Raw genomic sequence first — 14679 nt, forward strand, 5'->3', positions numbered from 1 at the left:
ATCAGCGATGAGTGACGACGCAGGAGGCGCAAGCCAGTCGCCAAGCAAGTCGACGGGCTTGCTCGTGCGCGGCTGGAGAGGGGTCCGCGAAGCGGGCACTGTGCAGCTCGTCGCGACCTGCGTGTTGGTGCTGTTTGCGATCTTCATCGCGCGTTTCAGCTGGGTTCTGCCGGGCGACGGAGCAGAGCCAACGCCGCTGACCAACGATGCCGAACGCGCGCTCTATGACACGCGGGCCTATCTCGCCGCTGATCTGGTGGAGCAGGATGATCGCATCGTGCTGGTCGTCTTTGATGACCAATCGTTGATCAATCTGGAGCAGCGCTCTCCACTGCCGCGCGGGGCTTTGGCTGAGGCTTTGTCCAACCTTGACCAGATGGGCGCGAAGGCCATCGGGATTGATATCCTGTTCGATCAGCCGCAGGCAGAGGACCAGCTGCTGGTCGACACTCTACGCAGCATGCAGACGCCGACCCGGGTCGGATATGCCACGGTTGAGACGAATGCAGAGGACATCGTCTACGAACAGCAGCAATATCTCGAAGAGTTCATGGCCGCGATTGAAGGCGATGGCAGCAACGCAGAGCGCGCGAGCATCCGGCTCGACAACACCTTCGGCGCAACCCGCATTTGGCCCAGTATTGAGCAAGGCCTCCCGCCGCTGCTTGGCCGCGCAATGCTGGAGGCATCGGGCGGTCCTTTTGAGAGGTTCGAAGGCTACACCGGCGGCATCGAATATCGCCGCGCGGTGAACGATGATTTGACCGAGGAAGACCTCGCCAGCGGGCAGAATGTGGTTGAGAAACCCCTTTTCCCGCAGCTCTCGATTGAGCTGTTCCTCAATATGGACCCAGCGGTGGCCGAATTTGTCGCGACCCAGATTGAGGGCAAATATGTCCTGATCGGCGGCGACATCGTCGATTATGACCGCGTGGAGACCTCCTTCACATCATGGACGGGTTTCGAGCCTGCGGGGCTTTCCGTTCATGGGGAGCTGATCGCGCAGATGCTTGATGGCAAACGGCTCGTCGAAGTGCCCAACTGGGCCTTGTGGGCGATGGCGGTTCTGGTGGTGGCGACCGCTGCGCTCACGGCTCTGCTCGAATGGTCGGCGCGCAAGCTGGCGCCCTTGCTGCTAGGGCTCGCGATCCTGTTCGTAGGGATACCCTTCGTGCTCCATTTCCGCGATGTCGACACTTATGGTTTGCCCGCTGTGGGCTGGCTGGTCGGCTGGATCATCGCCTTCACGGGTGTCACTGCCGCTGCGCGCTCTGCCGGGGCTGCGCAGCGCAGTTTCGCGCAAGGGGCGCTGGGCAAATACATCCCGCGCGACATTGCCCGGCAAATCATTGATCAGCCCGAATTGCTCTCCTTGGGCGGAGAGAAGCGGGATATCTACGTCCTGTTCTCCGACCTCGAAGGCTTCACCAAGATGAGCCACGCGATCGAGCCGGAGATGGTCGCGAAATTGCTCAACCGCTATCTTGAGATGCTGAGCCAAGTGGTGCTCGACCATGGCGGGGTGATCGACAAATATGTTGGAGACGCGGTGGTCGCATTCTGGGGCGCTCCGATTGCGCGCGAGGACGATGCCGAGCGCGCGCTCAAGGCGGGATACGCCATGTGGCAGGCGGGAGAGGCGTTCCGGGCAGAGGTGGCGGCAATGGATGCGAGCCTGCCGAAGATCGGCAAGACCCGTGTGGGCCTCCACTATGGCGAAGCGGTTGTCGGCAATTTCGGCGGAGCCTCGCGCATTCAATACACCGCCTTGGGCGACAGCATGAACACGGCGGCACGGTTGGAGGCGGCGAACAAACCGCTCGATTCCAATGTCTCGGCCAGCCGCGAATTTATCGAGCAATCGAACCCGGATTGGTGGGTGCCGATGGGGCGGATTGTGCTGCGTGGGCGGGCAAGGCCGGTCGATATCTATCAGCCCAAGCCCGATTTTCCGGCGGCAGACCGCGGTAAACTTGAAGAAGCCGCTCAGCTTGCAGACAGCAAACCTGATCTAGCAGCGAAGCTGGTTGAAGAAGTGGCCGCTGGTCATCCTGATGACTTGGCGCTACAAAATTACGTGCAACGCATTCGCAATTTGAATGATGGGGGAGCCTATGTTCTCGGATAAGATTTTGGCCCGCGCGGCGGGTCTCGCAATGGTCGCAGGAGCCTTCGCTTTGCCGGGTGTGGCAAGCGCAGGCGTGGTGGTGAAATCGACCGGACCTTCGGCGAGCGATTACCCGGTAGGCCGCCAAGTGGCCGACAGCGCAACGATCACTCTGCGCGCCGGTGACAAGATCACCGTGCTGACCGACAGCGGCACCAGTGTGATGCAAGGACCCGGCACCTTCCGTGTAGGCGAGGGCGCAACCCGCACCCGCGCGCGCTTCTCTAATTTGAGCCGCCGTTCCGCATCCTCTCGCGCTCGCACCGGGGCAACCCGCACCGGGCAGGGTGAGGAAGAGACACAGCCGGTCGAGGCACCGCTGGCTCCGCCAAGCCTGTGGTTCGTCAATCTTGAGAATGAAGGCACCGTGTGCCTCTATGACCTCAACCGCGTCGAGTTCTGGCGTCCGGGTGGTGAAGCGGTGACTTACACGATCCGCGATACCGAAACGCAAGACGGCTTCACCGTGAACTTTGTCGAGACCGAGGCAATTCGCGCTTGGGATCCTTCGGCTCTGCCGCTGATGGCGGGCCGTGATTACATGATAACGGGACCGGGTGAGGCACGCGCAGATGAAGAAACGCTGCCTGCTGCGGTCACGACAACCATCAACTTCGCAACGCTCGAAGGCACTTTCCGCCAGCAGGACGAGCTCGCAGCCGCGCTGATCGCCAATGGCTGCACCGCTCAGCTTTCCCAGCTCGCCGACGAGTTGGAAGCCTACGCCGAAGCGCGCGCGAATTGATCCAGAGTCGCGGGTTGGCGGCAATGATCGATCGGTTGGCTTGAAATCGCGCCAATCGGTCGCACATGGGCTGCATGCCTAGTGCCGCCCCCGCCGTTTCCCAATCCAAAGAGCTGAAAATCTGGTTCGATGGCGCCTGCCCGCTCTGCGTGCGCGAGATTGCGCTGATGCGGCGGCTGGATCGGGCGGGGCGGATCAACTTTGTCGATGTCTCCGAAGATGCCGATCCATCCTGCCCTGTCGATCAAAGCGAATTGCTCGCCCGCTTCCACGGTGAGGAGAACGGCAAGGTCGTCAGCGGGGCGGAAGCCTTTGCGGCGATGTGGCGCGCCATCCCTGTGCTGCGACCGCTCGGCCTGATCGCGCGCAACCGGGTGGCGCTTGCCGTGCTTGAGCGATTGTATGTGGCCTTCCTCAAAGTGCGCCCGCGCATTCAGAAATTGTTCTCCTGAAAACACTTGCTCAGGCCTGCGTCTTCCGCTCTTCTCTCTTGCAAGAGAGACGTTGAGGAGAGAACCCCGTGCAGAATTCAGGCCACAATTTCGGCGGCATGCAGAACGAGATTTACAATGCCGGACTGCAAGGCGCTCTGCCCGATTTCCCGGTCGATTTCGCCAATCTTGAACGCCGCGCGCATGAAGCTTTGGGCGAGATGCTCACCAATTATGTCGCGGGCGGCTGCGGAGACGAACACACGCAGGACAGCAATGCCAGCGCCTTCCATCACTGGGGCATGATCCCGCGCATGATGGTCGATTGCACGGAGCGTGATCTCTCCATCGACCTGTTTGGGATGAAGCTCAAAAGCCCGCTCTTCATGGCGCCGATTGGCCTTAATGGAGAAGCAACGCAGGACCGCCACGGCGATATGGCAGCCGCGCGCGCTTCGGCGATGACGGGGGTGCCGTTCTGCGTCTCGACCCTGTCGAATGATCCGATGGAGCAGGTCTTCCCCGAATGCGGCGACACGCCTGCCTTCTTCCAGCTCTACACGCCGCGCAATCGCGAATTGGCGACCAGCCTGATCAAGCGGGCGGAAGCTTGCGGAGCGAAAGCCATCGTTGTGACACTCGATACGTGGCTGACCGGCTGGCGTCCGCGAGACCTCAACGCGTCAAACTTCCCGCAGCTGCGCGGCAAGGTGATGCAGAACTATTTCTCCGATCCGGTGTTCCGTTCGATGCTGGAGAAGCCGCCAGAAGAAGACCCGCGCGCGGCAATCATGCTGTTCGCAGGCATCTTTGGCCAAGTGCTCACTTGGGAAGACATGGAGTGGTTCAAGTCGGTCACTGACCTTCCCATCGTGCTCAAAGGTATCTGCCATCCTGACGATGCGAAACGCGGGATCGATCACGGGGCGGACGCGATTTACTGCTCCAATCACGGGGGGCGGCAGGCCAATGGCGGGATCGCGACGATCGATCTGCTGGGCGATGTGGTTGAGGCTAGCGGGGATACGCCGGTTCTGTTTGACAGCGGCATTCGCTCCGGCACCGATGCGGTCAAGGCGCTGGCTTTGGGCGCGACGGCTGTCGGTGTGGGGCGACCCTACACCTATGGCCTCGCGATTGGCGGAGATGCCGGTGCGGCCTGGGTCTTGCGGTCGATCTTGGCGGAAGCGGACCTGCTGATGGCGGTGAACGGCTACCCGACGCTCGCAGCGGTGAGAGAGGCTGGTGCCCAGCGCTTGGGCTGAAAACCCGTATGCGCGGAATCGAGAACTTGACCGTAAGGTAAAATTCGGACTCAGTTTTCCACAGAACTGATGTTAACCTAACTTGCATAACACAAGCGAATCGAACGCGAATCGGGGACCGCAATCCATGGAACGACCGACGATCATCTCGTCAGGCCCAGATCATATGGGCCGAACTGTCTGTTTTGGCGACGAAAATTCGCGCAGAGCGCGTTACGGACGCATCCGTCCCATGCCGCGCCAGAGCGGTTTGATGAGAGCTCTGTCGCGCTTCCTTCCGCGTCGATAGATCGGGCTAGGGCGCCGACTTGGCGACCGTGACCAGTTTGGTCTCGGTGTAGCCGAGATAGCCTTCAACGCCGCTCTCTGACCCAAAGCCGCTGTCGCCTGTTCCGCCGAACGGTGTCTCGGGTGATCCAACTCCGAAGTGGTTGATCGCCACCATCCCTGCTCGCAGCGATTTTCCAAGATAGTGGCTTTCATCAAGACTGCCGGTGAAGGCGTAAGCGGCAAGGCCATAGCGCAGCGAATTCGCGATCCGCACCGCATCCTCGATAGTGTCATAGGGTACGATCCCGGCGACCGGACCAAACGGCTCCTCAGTCATCAAGCGGCTCTCGGGTGAGGGCGCAGCGATCACTGTCGGCTGGAAGAAGTGTCCGGGCCCTTCAAGGGCGGAGCCACCCGCGACGATCTCTCCTGCGCTGCCACCCATGGAACCCATGAGCTCCTCCATCGCCGCGACCCGTCCCGCATGGGCGAGGGGGCCCATATCGACGCTGTCATCGACGCTGGCGTCTCCAATCTTGAGTGTTTGGGAACGGCGAGCGAACTCGGTGACGAATTTGTCGAAGATGCTGCGCGCGACAAGGAACCGCGTGGGTGAAACACAAATCTGCCCGGCATTGCGGAACTTGGTCGCGGCGCAGGCGGCAACGGTGCGGTCAAAGTCGGCGCTCTCCCCGATTACAACAGGTGCGTGCCCGCCTAGCTCTGGCGTGAAGCGCTTCATGCCTTGGGCTGCCAATGCGCCCAAATGCTTGCCCACCGCGGTTGATCCGGTGAAGCTGACCTTGCGGGTGACGGGTGAGGCGATGAGATGCTCAGAGATCATCGCCGGGTCGCCATAGACGACATTCAGCACGCCTTCGGGAACGCCAGCATCCACAAAACACTCCGCCAGCATCATCGCGCTCGCAGGCGTCGTCTCAGCGGGTTTGAGGATTGCACTGCATCCGGCTGCAAGCGCGCCTGCGATCTTCTTGGCCGGCAGGTTAATCGGGAAGTTCCACGGGGTCAGCAGCACAGCGGGGCCAACCGGCTCCTGCGTCACGCGCTGCTCCAGAATGTTGGCGCTGCGGGCCGGGACAATCCGTCCGCCCTGGCGCTTTGCTTCCTCGGCGAGGAAGTCGATGAGATCAGCTGCGCCAGAGGTCTCACCAAAGGCTTGCGCATGCGGCTTGCCCATCTCCAAAGTGATGACCCGCGCTATTCCCTCGGCCCGTTCGCGCAGCAGCACAGCGGCCTTGCGGATGATGCGGTAGCGTTCAATCGCGGGCGTGGCGCTCCACAGCGGGAAGGCGGCATCCGCTGCTGCGAGCGCTGCGTCCAATTGCTCGGCTGAGACCTTGGGCGCAGAGCCAATCTTTTGCTCGCTCGCCGGGTTGATGACCGGCATCGCCCCTTCACCGCCATCCGCGACCCACTCGCCAGCGATTAGCATTTTGACTTGAGGATAGGCGGTCATTGTGTGCTCTCCCGTTTTCACTTTCGCTCAAAATGGCGCGTAATGGGATTCGTTTCAATTGAAACATTCTTGCGCGAGGAGTATTTGAGCGCCGACAGACGATTCGACCCCAGCGTCGATTCAGGCCATCGGTTGAAACAGGAGACAGCGATGCTCGTCGGCGTTCCCAAGGAAATCAAGAACCACGAATACCGGGTCGGTCTCACCCCCGAAGCGGCGCGCGAATATATCGCGGCGGGCCACCGTGTGATGATAGAGACCGGCGCTGGCATCGGCATCAGCAAGACCGACGAAGACTATCGCGCCATCGGAGCTGAAATCGTCGATACGGCAGAAGAGATATTCGCCACCGCCGAAATGGTCGTGAAGGTCAAAGAACCGCAGCCGAATGAGTGGATACAGCTGCGCGAAGGGCAGATCCTGTTCACGTATCTCCACCTCGCTCCCGACCCCGATCAAGCGCGCGGATTGATGGAGAGCGGCGTCTCGGCTGTTGCCTATGAGACGGTGATGGCTCCCGATGGATCACTCCCTCTGCTCGCTCCGATGAGCGAGGTTGCCGGGCGTCTCTCAATCGAAGCCAGCGCCCATTCCAGCCACGCCAACAATGGCGGCCGCGGTATCCTGATGGGCGGCGTGCCCGGCGTGCTGCCAGCAAAGGTCGTCGTCATCGGCGGCGGTGTCGTTGGCACCCAGGCGGCGCGTATGGCGGTGGGGCTGGGCGCAAATGTCGAGATCCTCGACCGCTCACTTCCTCGCATCCGTGAGCTTGACGAAATGTTCCAGGGCCGCGCGACGACGCGCTACTCCAATGCTGGTACAATTGAGGATGCCATAACCGAAGCCGACGTCGTGATCGGCGCTGTTTTGGTCCCCGGAGCAAGCGCTCCGCGTCTGGTGACCCGCGACATGCTCGGCCTGATGAAGCACCGGGCTGTGTTGGTGGATGTGGCGATTGACCAAGGCGGGTGTTTCGAGACCTCCAAGCCGACGACGCATGATGCGCCGACTTATCTGGTCGATGACATCATCCACTATTGCGTTGCCAACATGCCGGGCGCTGTGCCGCACACATCGAGCTACGCGCTCAACAATGCGACCGCACCGTTTGGACTGGCGCTTGCGAATAAGGGCGTGGTTGCGGCTTGCGAAGACGACCCGCATCTGCGCCCCGGTCTCAACGTGCATCAAGGCAAGATCGTCAACGAAGCGGTGGCGGAGAGCCTCGGCTTTTAGGGCTGCGGTCTCGGGGGTTGCGGCCTAGGCCATCTGCTGCCCATGTTGCACGGAACCGAACACTTGGTGTGTGCGTTTTGCGGGTAAATAGATGGCTCATCCCTTATATCGGAGCCATCAAAAGAGGCCCCGATGAAGCATATTGAACCCGCCCCGCTAGTCCGCCAGGTCAATTACGAAGCTGACTTGACCAGCCATGTCCCCCCGCAGAATACCAGCGACAAGATCGCCTTCACCTTTGTGAAGATGCTGCGCTTTTTCGCGGACGCTTTCTTTGCCAAAAGATACGGCCACCGCGCGGTTGTTTTGGAGACTGTCGCGGCTGTCCCCGGCATGGTGGGCGGGCTGTGGCAGCACCTCACCGCGCTGCGCCGGATGCGCGATGATGAGGGCTGGATCCGCACTCTGCTGGACGAGGCAGAGAATGAGCGGATGCACCTGATGACCTTTGTCGAGATCGCCAAACCCAATGCGTTTGAGCGCTTCTTGATCCTTTCAACGCAGCTGATCTTCTACAACTTCTACTTCTGGCTCTACCTCTTTGCGCCGCGCACCGCCCACCGCGTGGTCGGCTATTTCGAGGAAGAGGCCGTGATCAGCTACACTGCCTACCTCGCCGAAGTGGACGCTGGTACGCACGAAAACGTGCCTGCGCCCAAGATCGCCATCGACTACTGGCAGTTGCCCGCCAACGCTCGCCTTCGCGATGTCATCATCGCCGTGCGCGCGGATGAGGCGGAGCACCGCGATGTGAACCACTCGATGGTGGACCACATCGACCACCGCCGGGATGGCTCGGAGGAGCGCCGCCGCAAGCTGGGCGAAGAGCCAGCTGAATAACTTGACGGGGTGGCGCTAGGCCGACCAGTGTGGGAGCTCCCAATCGGAGCGCCCCATATGCTACCTGCCAAGATCACGCTGGCCGAAAAGTTCGCGACTTTCTCTGACCATTGGGCGCCGCGCCTCGCTGCGCGCTACAACGGCAATGAAGTGCGCCTCGCCAAGGTCGAGGGCGAGTTCCACTGGCACTCACACCCCGATACAGATGAGCTGTTCCTTGTTGTCCAAGGCACGCTCGACATGGAGTTCCGCGACGGCACGCAGCGGTTGGAGCAGGGCGACATGATCGTCGTTCCCAAGGGGAAAGAGCATCGCCCCTGTGCCCGCAATGGCGAGGCGCAGCTGCTCATCATGGACGCAGAGGGCACCGCCAATACGGGCGATGAGGCCACCGCGTTCACGCCGGTCGAGGTTTAGGCCTCCACCTCTAAGCCTGCACGACCGTCTGCTCGATGCTGCCGAATATCGAGTGGTTCTCCGCGTCGCGCATCTCGACCTTCACCGTGTCTCCGGGAGCCATGAAGCGGGTTGAGGGCTTGCCGTCGCGGATCGTCTCGATCATGCGGATTTCGGCGATGCAGGAATAGCCGAGGCCTCCGTCAGCGACCGGCTTGCCCGGACCGCCATCTGCGCCCTTGTTCGAGATTGTGCCGGAGCCGATGATCGTGCCCGCACCCAGCTCACGTGTCTTCGCAGCGTGCGCGACCAGCTGCGCCATGTTGAAGGTTGCGTCCACGCCCACTTCGGCGCGGCCAAAGGGCTCTCCATTGTAATCCACCATCAGCGGCAGATGGATGAGGCTGTCCTTCCACGCATCGCCCAGCTCGTCCGGCGTCACGCAGACGGGGGAGAAGGCGCTGGCGGGCTTGGACTGGAAGAAGCCGAAGCCTTTGGCCAGCTCTCCGGGGATCAGGCCCCTTAGCGAGACGTCGTTCACCAGCATGATGAGCTTGATGTGAGAGGCGGCGTCTTCCGCGCTCACGCCCATCGGCACATCGTCGGTGATGACGGCAACCTCGCCCTCCATGTCACAGCCCCAAGCGGTGTCGCCTAGCGGGATGTCAGCGCGCGGGGGGAGGAAGCTGTCCGAGCCGCCCTGATACATCAGCGGGTCGTGGTAAAAGCTCTCAGGCACCTCAGCATCTCGCGCCTTTCGGACCAGTTCGACGTGGTTGATGTAGGCGCTGCCATCGGCCCATTGATAGGCGCGGGGGAGCGGCGAGTGGGCTTGCCGCTCATGGAACCGTTCGCACGGCACAGCCTCGTGATCGACATCGCGGGCGAGGACTTCCAGCTCCGGCGCAACACGCTCCCAATTGTCCAGCGCATATTGCAAAGTCGGCGCGATATAGCCGGCCGCGCAGCAGCGGGTGAGGTCTTTGGAGACGACGACCAATTTGCCGTCGCGCGTGCCATCGTTGAGGGTTGCGAGTTTCATATCGGTTCAGGCTCTCTCTGGATTGTCGGATTGATTGTCGGGATGCGCGCGTTGAAAGGCGGGGAGCGCAAGGCAGGCGGCTTCGATCTGAGTGATACGGGGGCTGGCGCTGAAATCGTATTCAAAGCGCCGCGCATTGTAGACTTGCGGCATCAGGACAACCTCGAACATGCCGGGGGCGTCCATCAGGAAGTCGTCCGTTCCAAGCTGCTCCAAGCGCTGCTCAACCGGGTCCAATGTCCGCGCGAGCCAGTGGCGATACCACTCGCCGATCTCGTCCTGAGACTTGCCGTATTCTTGGCTGAGGAACTTCAGCACCGGCAGGTTGAGCGGCGCATGCAGCTCGGTCACTATTGCGCTGACCAATTCGCGCACGGTGTAGCGGTCTTCGATATCGGACGGGAGCAGGGCAGGGGTCGGATAGGCCTCCTCCAGCCACTCCAGCAGCGCCATCGATTGCGCCCGGTCGCGGCCATCGGCTTCCAGCATCGGCACGCTGCCAAATGGGTTGCGAGCGGTGAAGGTTTCGTCCTTCTGCTCGGATTTGAGCAGGTTGACCGGCACATTCTCGAACGCCAGCCCCTTCAGCTCCAACGCGATGCGCAGGCGGTAGGAGGTGGAGCTGCGGTAATAGCCATGCAGGCGCATCAAAACGCTGCGATCCCCGTAATTCCGCGGCCAAGGATCAGCGCGTGGACATCGTGCGTCCCTTCGTAGGTGTTGACCGTTTCCAGGTTCACCGCGTGGCGCATGATTTGATATTCCTCGGAGATACCGTTGCCGCCATGCATGTCGCGCGAGGCCCGCGCGATATCGAGCGCCTTGCCGACATTGTTGCGCTTGACGACCGAGATCATGTCGGGGGCGAAGCGCCCTTCGTCCATCAGGCGACCGACGCGCAAGGAGGCTTGAAGGCCCAGCGCAATGTCGGTGAGCATATCGGCGAGTTTCTTCTGGTAGAGCTGCGTGCCCGCCAGAGGCCGCCCGAACTGCTTGCGGTCGAGGCCATATTGACGCGCGGCGTGCATGCAGAATTCCGCTGCACCCATCGCGCCCCAGCTGATGCCGTAACGCGCGCGGTTGAGGCAGCCAAACGGACCTTTCAGGCCCTGCACATTGGGTAAGAGAGCGTCCGGGCCGACCTTCACATCGTCCATCACGATCATACCGGTGGTCGAGGCACGAAGGCTGATTTTGCCTTCAATCTTGGGAGCCGAAAGCCCCTCCATGCCTTTCTCGAGGATAAAGCCGCGAATGCCGCCACCATGTGCCTCCGACTTTGCCCAGACAACAAACACATCGGCGAAGGGCGAGTTGGAGATCCAGGTCTTGGAACCGGAGATGACAAATCCGTCGCCGTCCATTTTGGCATAAGTCTTCATGCCAGCCGGGTCGGAGCCAGCATCCGGTTCGGTCAGGCCGAAGCATCCGATCAATTCTCCGCTGGCGAGGCCGGGGAGGTATTTCTGGCGCTGCTCTTCCGAGCCATAAGCGTAGATCGGGTGCATCACGAGGGAGGACTGGACGCTGGCCATGGAGCGGTATCCGCTGTCCACCCGCTCAATCTCGCGCGCGATCAATCCGTAGGAGACATAGGATGCGCCCGCGCCGCCATATTCTTCCGGGATCGTCGCGCCGAGCAGACCTGCTTGGCCAAACAGGGGGAAGAGTTCAGGCGCAACCGTTTCGTTGCGATAGGCCTCAATCACGCGCGGCTGGAGCTCGCTCTGCGCAAAGCCGTGTGCGGCATCGCGGATCATCCGCTCGTCTTCGGTCAACTGGCTTTCGAGGTCGAACGGGTCTTCCCAGTTGAACGGGATAATGCCTGCGCTGGCGAGCTCGGGTGAAGGGGGCGCGTGCACTTGGTTACTCCTGAAACTTGTTTGCGGCCTCACTCGCAGGACTCGGAGAGCTCTGCAAGAGGGCTAAGCGCACTTTACAGGAGAGGATGCAGGTGAGGCTAGGTCTCTTGGAGGACCTTGGTCACGGTTTCGATCATTGCGGAGGGAGGGACCGGTTTGATCAGCGTCACAGCGCCGGGAAAGCGGTCTTCGATCTCGCGCTTGGTAAAGCTGCCTGAGTGGAAGATGATCGGCACGTCTTCGCTCGCGAAGGTGCGGGCGAGCTCAAACACATCCCCGTCATGCAAGTCGATGTCGAGGATCGCGAGATCCGGCTTCTCTTTCTGGAAAGCAAGCATTGCGGAAGAGATGCCGCGATGCGGTCCCTCTACGCTGTAGCCGGCTTCTTCAACAGTTTCGCATAGGTCGAAAGCGACGATCATCTCATCTTCGGCGACCAGTATTGTGTGGCTCATCGAATCACCCTCCCGTGATATCAGACCCCACAAACCAAGGTTGTACCACAGGTTAGGCACCTAAGTGCCTGTTTTTTTAATAAGCCACAGATTTCGCGTCCGGTATGGAGCGTTAGCCGTCATTTCCGAACTTGGCGGAGAAGGCTGTTTCCTCTCCGGCGGCGAGCAATTTGGCCTGTTCGACCCACTTGTCACGTTCGATACGACCGGCGAACCGTCCCAGCTTTTCATCAACGCGCGCGACATCCGCGTCGCTCCACGCAGCGATCTGGGCAAAGGTCGTGACGCCTTCGTCTTTGAGCAGCGCGACAAGCTTGGGACCGACGCCTTTGATCTTGCGCAGGTCATCGGCTTCTGAGGAAGCTGCCGGGGCCGGGGCCGGAGCTGGAGCGGGTGTGGGCGTCGGAGCGGGCGCTGGAGCAGGTGTCGGTTCGGGCGCTGGTACTGGCGCGGGGGCGGGAGCCGGTTTTGGAGTCGGCGCAGTCGCGGCGGGCGCATCAATCAGCGCCTGATTGCGAGCCGCGGGTGCTGCGCCTTCATCCAGCACATCGCCGCTGGTCCGATCAACGACCACCGTCTTGGTCGTAAACCCGCGAAAAATCAGCCACAGCGCCACCAACATGACGATCCCGAACAGGATATACGGCAGATATTCATTGGCTGGCATGGCAAGCGCCCCTTCGCTTTATGTTGAGTTTCACCAAAGCCATTAGCAGCGCGGGGCCTTTCGAAAAAGACCCCGCGCCCATGCTGTCAACTAAGATTTACGTTTGGCTTGGTGAGCTTAGCCGCCGCCGCGCCCCTGGGGCGAATTGGCACCAGCAATCGCGTTCAGCTCAAGGAATTCCTGCCGCCAGAAATTGGTCTGGCGCCCGGCGAGCTCTCCAACATCTTCGTGAGTGAAGCCCATCATCAGCTCGTCCCCGCGCAGGATCTGGCCATAGGCAGCCACCGCGGCAGCAAAGGCGAAGTCCCCACGCGGAGCGCCAGCGCTGGTGATTGCATCGCTCGAGACGACTGTGTCAATCAGGCGTGACGTGTCGCTTGTCGGAAGCTTGAAGCGCAGTTTGACATGCGCCGCCTCTGCAATGCGGTCAGTCGCGGCGGTAGCTGGCGCGTCTTCGTAACGGCGCGGGGCGACCCAGCCTTGCGTTCCGGTCGGCACCACTTCGTAGATTGCCGTGACCTGGTGACCGGCTCCGATGTCGCCCGCATCAACCTGATCATTGTCGAAGTCCTCTTCGCGCAAAATGCGGTTTTCATAGCCGACCAAGCGGTACTGGCTGATGACGGCCGGGTTGAACTCGACCTGGATCTTTACGTCCTTGGCGATGGTGAAGAGGGTTGAGCTCATCTCATCGCCCAGCACCTTCTTCGCTTCCAGCGCGCTGTCGATATAGGCGTAATTGCCGTTACCGTGATCGGCGATCTGCTCCATCAGCGCTTCGTTGTAGTTGCCCACCCCAAAGCCGAGCGTTGTGAGCGTGATGCCTCGGTCGCGGTTCTTCTCAACCATTTCGACCAACGCATCGCGGTCAGAAACACCGACGTTGAAGTCGCCGTCTGTCGCGAGGATCACGCGGTTCACACCGCCTTCGATGAAGTTGTCCTCGGCAATGTTGTAGGCGAGTTGGATGCCTGCTCCGCCAGCGGTTGATCCGCCTGCATTAAGCTGGTTGAGCGCATTGCGAATGGCGCGCGTATCATTGGTCGGCTCCAGAACGACGCCAGCGGCCCCGGCATAGACGACGATTGAGACGCGATCCTGCTCCTGCAGCTCTCCGGCGAGTTGCGACAGCGCAGTCTTCACCAGCGGAAGCTTCTCCGGACGGCCCATAGAGCCGGACACATCCATCAGGAACACAAGGTTCGCAGGCGGACGTTCATCACGGGCAATGTCATAACCGCGAAGGCCGATGCGCATCAGATAGGTGTTTTCGTTCCACGGCGTGCGCGCGACGTCTGTGGTGACGCTGAAGGGAATGTCGCGGCCTTGGGGTCGGTCGTAATCATAGCGGAAATAGTTGATCATCTCCTCGGTCCGCACCGCATCGCGCGGCGGAGTGATCCCTTGCCGCAGGAAACGGCGCGTGTTGGCATAGGCGCCGGTGTCGACATCGACGCTGAAAGTGCTGACCGGTTCGCCGCTGGTAAATTTGACCGGAGAGACTTCCTCCCCGTCATATTGTTCGCGGCCCGGATCGACCGGCACGACGACAGGAGCGATGCGGATGGAGGGTGGTGCCTCAGAGCGGACGGCTCCAGCGCGATTCAGTCGCGATCCAGTGACCACAACCGGCGCGCTCGCCAGATCAGCCTGCGTTTGGACGGGAGGGGGTGGCGGTGGCGGCGCGACAGCCACTTCACCTTCGCCGGAACTCTCGGTGCTCGCCAAATCGCCGGCCGTCTGAGCGCAAGCTGCCAGAGCAAGACTTAAGACCGCCACGCCGCCGAATTTGAAGGCAGTGCTGCTAGGAATTCGCATTTCTCAGT

Annotated in this window: 14 protein-coding genes; 7 read left to right on the forward strand and 7 right to left on the reverse strand. The window is 61.2% G+C overall.

Translation table 11 applies throughout. The annotated features are described in order from the left end of the window. Nucleotides 1–7 precede the first annotated feature (7 nt). The 4 genes from AC0V6X_RS02730 to AC0V6X_RS02745 all read left to right on the forward strand — a co-directional run bounded on the left by AC0V6X_RS02730 (nt 8) and on the right by AC0V6X_RS02745 (nt 4608). The gene (locus AC0V6X_RS02730; RefSeq protein WP_486183063.1) at nt 8–2128 is read left to right on the forward strand and encodes a CHASE2 domain-containing protein; all 2121 of its coding nucleotides are present in this window, start codon (nt 8–10) and stop codon (nt 2126–2128) included. Then, the gene (locus tag AC0V6X_RS02735; protein WP_486183064.1) at nt 2115–2912 is read left to right on the forward strand and encodes a hypothetical protein; all 798 of its coding nucleotides are present in this window, start codon (nt 2115–2117) and stop codon (nt 2910–2912) included. Before AC0V6X_RS02730 ends, AC0V6X_RS02735 begins: the two co-directional genes overlap by 14 nt. Before the next feature lie 74 nt (nt 2913–2986). Further along, nucleotides 2987–3364, forward strand: a complete 378-nt coding sequence (locus tag AC0V6X_RS02740; RefSeq protein WP_486183065.1) for a thiol-disulfide oxidoreductase DCC family protein — start codon at nt 2987–2989, stop codon at nt 3362–3364. Nucleotides 3365–3432: 68 nt separating this feature from the next. Continuing rightward, the gene (locus AC0V6X_RS02745; protein WP_486183066.1) at nt 3433–4608 is read left to right on the forward strand and encodes an alpha-hydroxy-acid oxidizing protein; all 1176 of its coding nucleotides are present in this window, start codon (nt 3433–3435) and stop codon (nt 4606–4608) included. A 295-nt stretch (nt 4609–4903) separates the two neighbouring features. Here the strand turns inward: AC0V6X_RS02745 and AC0V6X_RS02750 are convergent, their stop codons facing one another. Next, nucleotides 4904–6355, reverse strand: coding sequence for an NAD-dependent succinate-semialdehyde dehydrogenase (locus tag AC0V6X_RS02750; RefSeq protein WP_486183067.1), 1452 nt, complete (start codon nt 6353–6355; stop codon nt 4904–4906). A 150-nt stretch (nt 6356–6505) separates the two neighbouring features. On the opposite strand from AC0V6X_RS02750, the gene ald reads away from it, so the two are divergent. From ald to AC0V6X_RS02765, 3 genes are all read left to right on the forward strand, one after another. Continuing rightward, complete coding sequence (gene ald, locus AC0V6X_RS02755) at nt 6506–7591, forward strand: alanine dehydrogenase (RefSeq protein ID WP_486185499.1); 1086 nt, start codon at nt 6506–6508, stop codon at nt 7589–7591. Between the two features lie 132 nt (nt 7592–7723). Next, on the forward strand, nt 7724–8431 hold the full coding sequence (locus tag AC0V6X_RS02760) for an alternative oxidase (RefSeq protein WP_486183068.1): 708 nt from the start codon (nt 7724–7726) through the stop codon (nt 8429–8431). A 57-nt stretch (nt 8432–8488) separates the two neighbouring features. Then, nucleotides 8489–8848: a cupin domain-containing protein gene (locus AC0V6X_RS02765; protein ID WP_486183069.1), complete on the forward strand. Its 360-nt coding sequence runs from the start codon at nt 8489–8491 to the stop codon at nt 8846–8848. 10 nt (nt 8849–8858) lie between these two features. Here AC0V6X_RS02765 and AC0V6X_RS02770 read toward each other — a convergent pair whose 3' ends face one another. The 6 genes from AC0V6X_RS02770 to AC0V6X_RS02795 all read right to left on the reverse strand — a co-directional run bounded on the left by AC0V6X_RS02770 (nt 8859) and on the right by AC0V6X_RS02795 (nt 14671). Beyond that, nucleotides 8859–9869 (reverse strand): fumarylacetoacetate hydrolase family protein, encoded by a 1011-nt coding sequence (locus tag AC0V6X_RS02770; protein WP_486183070.1) that lies wholly within the window; start codon nt 9867–9869, stop codon nt 8859–8861. Nucleotides 9870–9875: 6 nt separating this feature from the next. Then, nucleotides 9876–10517, reverse strand: coding sequence for a maleylacetoacetate isomerase (gene maiA / locus AC0V6X_RS02775; protein WP_486183071.1), 642 nt, complete (start codon nt 10515–10517; stop codon nt 9876–9878). Then, the gene (locus AC0V6X_RS02780) at nt 10517–11692 is read right to left on the reverse strand and encodes an acyl-CoA dehydrogenase (RefSeq protein WP_486185500.1); all 1176 of its coding nucleotides are present in this window, start codon (nt 11690–11692) and stop codon (nt 10517–10519) included. Before AC0V6X_RS02780 ends, maiA begins: the two co-directional genes overlap by 1 nt. A 137-nt stretch (nt 11693–11829) precedes the next feature. Further along, entirely contained in the window at nt 11830–12186 is a 357-nt protein-coding gene (locus AC0V6X_RS02785) for a response regulator (protein ID WP_486183072.1), read from the reverse strand. A gap of 112 nt (nt 12187–12298) precedes the next feature. Beyond that, nucleotides 12299–12853 carry a hypothetical protein gene (locus AC0V6X_RS02790; RefSeq protein ID WP_486183073.1) on the reverse strand — a complete coding sequence of 185 codons (555 nt, stop codon included), beginning with the start codon at nt 12851–12853 and terminating at the stop codon, nt 12299–12301. A gap of 117 nt (nt 12854–12970) precedes the next feature. Further along, nucleotides 12971–14671 carry a vWA domain-containing protein gene (locus AC0V6X_RS02795; protein ID WP_486183074.1) on the reverse strand — a complete coding sequence of 567 codons (1701 nt, stop codon included), beginning with the start codon at nt 14669–14671 and terminating at the stop codon, nt 12971–12973. Nucleotides 14672–14679: the final 8 nt, after the last annotated feature.

Source organism: Erythrobacter sp. S267 (assembly GCF_057365045.1).

Bases quoted from the DNA above. Each gene is read 5' to 3' on its own strand.
- maiA (WP_486183071.1), bottom strand. From the start codon at position 10,517: ATGCGCCTGCATGGCTATTACCGCAGCTCCACCTCCTACCGCCTGCGC.
- ald (WP_486185499.1), top strand. From the start codon at position 6,506: ATGCTCGTCGGCGTTCCCAAGGAAATCAAGAACCACGAATACCGGGTC.
- AC0V6X_RS02735 (WP_486183064.1), top strand. From the start codon at position 2,115: ATGTTCTCGGATAAGATTTTGGCCCGCGCGGCGGGTCTCGCAATGGTC.
- AC0V6X_RS02730 (WP_486183063.1), top strand. From the start codon at position 8: ATGAGTGACGACGCAGGAGGCGCAAGCCAGTCGCCAAGCAAGTCGACG.
- AC0V6X_RS02790 (WP_486183073.1), bottom strand. From the start codon at position 12,853: ATGCCAGCCAATGAATATCTGCCGTATATCCTGTTCGGGATCGTCATG.
- AC0V6X_RS02750 (WP_486183067.1), bottom strand. From the start codon at position 6,355: ATGACCGCCTATCCTCAAGTCAAAATGCTAATCGCTGGCGAGTGGGTC.
- AC0V6X_RS02765 (WP_486183069.1), top strand. From the start codon at position 8,489: ATGCTACCTGCCAAGATCACGCTGGCCGAAAAGTTCGCGACTTTCTCT.
- AC0V6X_RS02770 (WP_486183070.1), bottom strand. From the start codon at position 9,869: ATGAAACTCGCAACCCTCAACGATGGCACGCGCGACGGCAAATTGGTC.
- AC0V6X_RS02795 (WP_486183074.1), bottom strand. From the start codon at position 14,671: ATGCGAATTCCTAGCAGCACTGCCTTCAAATTCGGCGGCGTGGCGGTC.
- AC0V6X_RS02740 (WP_486183065.1), top strand. From the start codon at position 2,987: ATGCCTAGTGCCGCCCCCGCCGTTTCCCAATCCAAAGAGCTGAAAATC.
- AC0V6X_RS02785 (WP_486183072.1), bottom strand. From the start codon at position 12,186: ATGAGCCACACAATACTGGTCGCCGAAGATGAGATGATCGTCGCTTTC.
- AC0V6X_RS02760 (WP_486183068.1), top strand. From the start codon at position 7,724: ATGAAGCATATTGAACCCGCCCCGCTAGTCCGCCAGGTCAATTACGAA.